The sequence below is a fragment of the Sphingomonas bacterium genome (assembly GCF_903644135.1).
Lineage (GTDB): Bacteria > Pseudomonadota > Alphaproteobacteria > Sphingomonadales > Sphingomonadaceae > Sphingomonas.
In genome coordinates this window covers 1-5523 of record NZ_CAHJXA010000186.1, presented here as the reverse complement: position 1 = coordinate 5523, position 5523 = coordinate 1, and the positions used below count along the sequence as shown (strand labels likewise).

Sequence of the window (5523 nt, the reverse complement as noted above, 5' to 3'; positions counted from 1 at the left end):
ATCCGGCTTTAGACGGGCGCGGCACCACGACACCAATAATTTGCAGGGACAAGATATGCGTATCGACATGATCCCGGTCGGCAAGAGCCCGCCCGACGACCTCAACGTCATCATCGAGGTGCCGACCGGCGGCGAGCCGGTGAAGTACGAGTTCGACAAGGCGTCGGGGGCGCTGTTCGTCGATCGCATCCTGCACACGCCGATGCGCTACCCCGCCAATTACGGCTTCGTGCCGCATACCCTGTCGCCCGACGGCGATCCGCTCGACGCGCTGGTCGTGGCGCGCTCGCCTTTCATCCCGGGCTGCGTGGTGCGCGCGCGGCCGATCGCGGTGCTGAACCTGGAGGACGAGGCGGGCGGCGACGAGAAGCTGGTCTGCGTCCCGGTCGACTCCACCTTCCCCTATTACTCCAACGTCGCCGGCCGCGACGACATGCCCGAGATCGTGTTCGAGCAGATCGAGCATTTCTTCACCCACTACAAGGATCTGGAGAAGAAGAAGTGGGTGCGGATCGGCACCTGGGGGGATCGCGACGAGGCACGGCGAATCGTGCTGGAGGCGGTGACCCGCTATGACGAGGCGAAGAAGGCAGGCGGCAATGCCGATGCCGGCGTCGACCAGGGCGAGGCGCTGGGACGCTGAGCTAGGCCGCCGCCTCGGTCAACGGGGCGGCGGATGCCCGGTGCCGCACGGCGACGGCGCAGCCCGCCATGATCAGCACCGCACCGGCGACCGTCCAGCCCGACACCCGCTCGCCAAAGGCCAGCCAGCCGAACAGCGCCGCCCAGACGAAGGCGGTATATTCGACCGTCACCAGCGCCTGCGCCTCGGCGCGGGCATAGGCCCAGGCCAGCAGCAGCGCCGACAGCGTGCCCAGCACCGCCGATCCGGCGATGGCCGGCAACTGCGCCGGTGCCGGCCAGCCGGCGAGCCAAGGCGCGGCCGGCAGCATCGCCGCACCGATCACCAGGCTGGCGAAGAACGCGACCTCCAGCGGGTCGGCGACCTGAGCCTGACGACGCAGCAGCACCAGGCTGGCGGCATAGAGGATGGAGGCGACGAAGATCGCGACGGTGCCGATCACGGTGTCGGCGGAGACGGCGGCACTCGCCTCGCCGGCAGCGATCACCAACACACCCGCCGCGGCGATGGCGGAGCCGCCGATCGCCGCCCGCCGCACTCGCTCGCCCAGGGTAGCGGCAGCGAGGAAGATCGCGATCAGCGGCGCGAGAAAGGTGATCGCCACCGCCTGCGCCATCGGCACCCGCGCCATGCCGAAGAAGAACAGCAGCACCGACACCCCCGCCGCCAGTCCGCGCGCGAGGTGCAGCCTGAGCGCCGCCGCGCTCGGCCACCGCCGCCGCACGACAAAGGGACCGCCCATCAAGCCGATACCCGCCACCGACCGCCACAGCACCGCCGCATAGGCACCGCTGTCGATCGACAGCCGCTTCATCAACGTGTCCATCACCGAATAGATGGCGATGCCGAGGCACGCGGCGACGAAGGGGACGCTAAGAGAACGGGACGGCATGGCGATCGTGCTAAACGCCCGCTTGCGCCCAGGCAAACGTCGTAGCGGGCTTGGCCGCCTACTCCGCCGCGATCGCGCGCGCCTCGTCGTCGGCCTCGATCGCCGCCGCCTTCGCCTCGACCAGGCGGACGATGTGGTCGATCATGCCCTCGTCCTGGACATGGTGGTCGGTGATCCCCGACAGATAGACCATGTGCTTGCCATTGCCGCCGCCGGTCAGGCCGATGTCGGTCTCGCGCGCCTCACCGGGACCGTTGACGACGCAGCCGAGCACCGACAGCGACATCGGCGTGCGGATGTGCTGCAGCCGCTCCTCCAGCGCTTGGACGGTGCGGATCACGTCAAAACCCTGCCGCGCGCAGGACGGGCACGATACGACGCGAACACCGCGGTTACGGATGCCGAGGCCTTTCAGGATCTCGAAGCCGACGCGCACCTCCTCCTCGGGCTCGGCGGACAGGCTGACGCGGATGGTATCGCCGATGCCGAACCACAACAGGCTGCCGATGCCGATTGCTGACTTGACCGTGCCGCCGACAAAGCCACCCGCCTCGGTGATGCCCAGGTGCAGCGGGCAGTCGACCACCTCGGCGAGCTGCTGGTACGCCGCGACGGCGAGGAACAGGTCGGACGCCTTCACCGCGACCTTGTATTCGTGGAAGTCGTGGTCCTGGAGCAGCTTGATATGGTCGAGCGCGCTCTCGACGAGCGCCTCGGGGCACGGCTCGCCATATTTCTCGAGCAGGTCCTTTTCGAGGCTGCCGGCGTTGACGCCGATGCGGATCGCGCAGCCATTGGCCTTGGCGGCGCGCACCACTTCGGCCACGCGCTGGGACGAGCCGATATTGCCGGGGTTGATGCGTAGGCACGCCGCGCCCGCATCCGCCGCCTCCAGCGCGCGCTTGTAGTGGAAATGGATGTCGGCGACGATCGGCACCCGCGCAGCGCGGACGATCTGGCCGAGCGCGGCGGTACTTTCGACGTCGGGACACGACACGCGGATGATGTCCACCCCCGCCTCCTCGCAGCGGCGGATCTGGTCGATTGTCGCGCGCGGATCGCTGGTCGGCGTATTGGTCATCGTCTGCACGGTCACGGGCGCATCGCCGCCGACGGGGACGTTGCCGACCATGATCTGGCGGCTCGGACGGCGCACGATGTCGCGCCACGGACGTACTGACATGGGCAGCGCTATATCAGCGCCGGGGTTGCGAAGCCAGCGCTAGCGGCACGCTACCGCCCGATCACCACCGTCACCGCGCGGCGGTTCTGCGCCCACGAGCCCTCGTCGCTGCCCAACGCCACCGGGCGCTCCTTGCCGTAGCTGATCGTCGAGATGCGGCTGGCATCGATGCCCTTGGCCGCGAGATAGTTCTTGGCGGCGTTGGCGCGGCGATCGCCCAGCGCGAGGTTATACTCGCGCGTGCCGCGCTCGTCGCAGTGGCCCTCGATCGTGATCCGCACCTGCGGGAAGCGCTGCAGCCATGTCGCCTGCCCGTCCAGGATCGCGCGCGCGGTCGGGTCGATGTCATACTGGTCGGTGCCGAAATTGACGGTGTTCGACTGGACCGAGCGCAGGAAGTCGGCGTTGGAGCCGAGCAGCACGGTGTTGTCGACCGGCCCGCCCTGCGCAGGGGGCGGTCCCATCGCGCCGTTGTCGACCGGCGCCGGTGGCAGCACGGCGGGGCGGTGCTTGGCGCAGCCGGCCAGGGCGATCAGCGCGGTCGCGGCGAGCAGGGTGGCAGTCTTGGTCATCGTCATTCTCCCAGATCCGGTGGCAAGCGCCCCCGCGTCAACGCCGTTACGGCCGCAACGGTCCCCAGGCGGGATCGGAGCCGTCGAGCGGGGTCGGCACGCGCCGCTCGACCCGGCCGGTCAGGTCAACCGTCCACAGGTCCGCCTTGCCCGCCGCGCCCTTGCCCGCCCGATAGAAGCTGACGACGCGGCCGTTGGGCGACCAGCTCGGCCCCTCGTCCTGCCAATCGTCGGTGAGCAGCCGCTCGCCGCCGCCTGATGGCGACATCACGCCGATGCGGAAATTACCGGTGACGCGGGTAAAGGCGATCAGGTCGCCGCGCGGGCTCCACACCGGCGTCGCATAGCGGCCGCCGCCAAAGCTGATGCGGTGCTGGTCGGAGCCGTCGGCGTTCATGACGTAGAGCTGCTGACCGCCGGAACGATCGCTTTCGAAGACGATGCGCGATCCATCTGGCGAATAGCTGCCGCCGGTATCGATGCCGGGCGAGTTGGTCAGCCGCTGCGGGGTACCGCCCTGTGAGGACACGCGATAGATGTCGGTGTTGCCCGCCTGCGCCATCGAGAACAGGATCGAGCGGCCATCGGGCGAGAAGCGCGGCGCAAAGGTTAGGCTCGCATTCTGCACCACCCGCCGCGGCCGGCCCGAACCGAGATCATAGACATAGATCGACGGCCGGTCGTTCTCGTAGCTCATATAGACGATCGACTGCTGGTTCGGCGCGAACCGCGGCGTCAGCACGATCGACTGGCCGTTGGTCAGGAAGCGGTGGTTGGCCCCGTCCTGGTCCATGATCGCCAGCCGCTTGGTGCGATGCGCCTTGGGGCCGGTTTCCGACACATAGACCAGCCGGCTGTCGAAATATGGCCCCTCGCCGGTCAAGCGGCTGTAGACCGCGTCGGCGCATTTATGGGCAGCACGGCGCCAGTCGGAAGGACCGACGACAAAGCCCTGTCGCGCCAACTCGGCCTTGGACGACACGTCGTACAGGTAACAGCCGACCGTCAGCGTGCCGTCGCCATTGGCGCGCACGAACCCCTGCAGCAGCGCCTGCGCGCCGGTGCCGACCCAATAGTCATAGGCGGGCTGCGTCACCTCCGGATAAGCGACGTCGCGCATCCGGTCTGCGCCCAGCGGCGTGAACAGGCCGGAGTTCTTGAGGTCGGCGGCGATCACGGCGGACAGCTGGCGGCCGAGCGCGTCGGTCGAGCCGGCAGCGGTCTGCTGGACGGCGGCGGTCGGCATCACCGGGATTGCGATCGGCAGCGGCGCGGACACGCCGCCGGTGACGTCGACGACCAGGCCGCTATCTTGTTGCTGGGCGGGCGCGGCGGGCGCGGCCTGTGGCGGAGCCGCCTGTTGCAGCGGCGCGGCACCGAAGAACAGGGCGGCGAATGCGAGAAGGCGAGTCATGCTGATGTCCTAGCCGGGAAGCTTGTAGCGCATGGTGATGCTGCGCCAGCCATTGGGAACGTCGTACAGGTCCGCAGGCAATCCCCGCAACGGCGCGCAGCCGGTGAACGCGGCGATGGCGAGGTCGTCGACCCGATCGAGATAGCGCCGGTTCTCGACGTCGAGCCCGTCATGGTTGATGACCCGTGGCGGCGCGGCAAGGCTGCCGTCGCGGTTGAGCTTGAGGTTGACGGCGACGCGGATCCGCTCCGCGCCGGGGCCGGGGTTGACCTGCCGGTCGGCGCAGGGCTGGATCTGGCGCTGGATCGCCGAGGCGATGTCGGCGGTCGCCTTGGCGCTCATCGCGCCGGGCGCGGCGGCTGAGGGCGATTTGGCCGGGGCATCGGCCAATCCCTTGAGGAAGTCCTTGCCCAGCCGCGACCCGCGCGAACGGGCGGCGGCGGCTTGAGCGGCCTCCGCCTTGGCCGCGTTGGCCGCCTTCACCTTCTCCACATAGGCCGCATGAGCTTCGGCCTTGGCGGCGGCGGCGGCGACCCTTGCCGCTTCGGCCTTCTCGGCGGCGAGCTTCGCGGCTTCGGCCTTGGCCGCGTTCTCGGCCTTGACCTTCTCGACAAAGGCGGCGTGCGCGGCGGCCTTGGCGGCTGTCTTGGCCGCGCGTGCGGCATCGGCACGCTCGGCATCGGCGACGACCGCGGCGAGGCGATCGGGATCGGGCTTTGCGGGCTGAGGCTTAGCGGGCTGCGGCTTGGCGGGCTGGGGCTTGGCGGGTTGAGCCTTGGCGGGTTGAGCCTTGGCAGGCTGGGGCTTCGCCGGCGCAGG

General features: G+C 69.3%; 6 protein-coding genes. 1 reads left to right on the top strand and 5 read right to left on the bottom strand.

The features are described from left to right. The first annotated feature begins 55 nt into the window (after nt 1–55). Nucleotides 56–643 (top strand): inorganic diphosphatase, encoded by a 588-nt coding sequence (gene ppa / locus HUU96_RS10405; RefSeq protein ID WP_174292739.1) that lies wholly within the window; start codon nt 56–58, stop codon nt 641–643. A gap of 1 nt (nt 644) precedes the next feature. Here the strand turns inward: ppa and HUU96_RS10400 are convergent, their stop codons facing one another. The 5 genes from HUU96_RS10400 to HUU96_RS10380 all read right to left on the bottom strand — a co-directional run. Beyond that, nucleotides 645–1535 (bottom strand): DMT family transporter, encoded by an 891-nt coding sequence (locus tag HUU96_RS10400; protein WP_174292738.1) that lies wholly within the window; start codon nt 1533–1535, stop codon nt 645–647. A 58-nt stretch (nt 1536–1593) separates the two neighbouring features. Further along, a complete protein-coding gene (gene ispG, locus HUU96_RS10395; RefSeq protein ID WP_174292737.1) occupies nt 1594–2718 on the bottom strand; it encodes a flavodoxin-dependent (E)-4-hydroxy-3-methylbut-2-enyl-diphosphate synthase in 1125 nt (374 codons plus the stop codon). A gap of 50 nt (nt 2719–2768) precedes the next feature. Further along, nucleotides 2769–3290: a peptidoglycan-associated lipoprotein Pal gene (pal, locus tag HUU96_RS10390; protein WP_174292736.1), complete on the bottom strand. Its 522-nt coding sequence runs from the start codon at nt 3288–3290 to the stop codon at nt 2769–2771. Nucleotides 3291–3336: 46 nt separating this feature from the next. Continuing rightward, nucleotides 3337–4704 (bottom strand): Tol-Pal system beta propeller repeat protein TolB, encoded by a 1368-nt coding sequence (gene tolB, locus HUU96_RS10385; protein ID WP_174292735.1) that lies wholly within the window; start codon nt 4702–4704, stop codon nt 3337–3339. A 9-nt stretch (nt 4705–4713) separates the two neighbouring features. Then, nucleotides 4714–5523, bottom strand: an 810-nt coding sequence (locus HUU96_RS10380; RefSeq protein WP_174292734.1) for a cell envelope biogenesis protein TolA, incomplete at its 5' end; no start/stop codon positions are given.

What these genes read in the sequence shown, in the direction of transcription:
- HUU96_RS10400 (WP_174292738.1), bottom strand. Translation starts at nt 1,535, where the DNA reads ATGCCGTCCCGTTCTCTTAGCGTCCCCTTCGTCGCCGCGTGCCTCGGC.
- ppa (WP_174292739.1), top strand. Translation starts at nt 56, where the DNA reads ATGCGTATCGACATGATCCCGGTCGGCAAGAGCCCGCCCGACGACCTC.
- ispG (WP_174292737.1), bottom strand. Translation starts at nt 2,718, where the DNA reads ATGTCAGTACGTCCGTGGCGCGACATCGTGCGCCGTCCGAGCCGCCAG.
- pal (WP_174292736.1), bottom strand. Translation starts at nt 3,290, where the DNA reads ATGACCAAGACTGCCACCCTGCTCGCCGCGACCGCGCTGATCGCCCTG.
- tolB (WP_174292735.1), bottom strand. Translation starts at nt 4,704, where the DNA reads ATGACTCGCCTTCTCGCATTCGCCGCCCTGTTCTTCGGTGCCGCGCCG.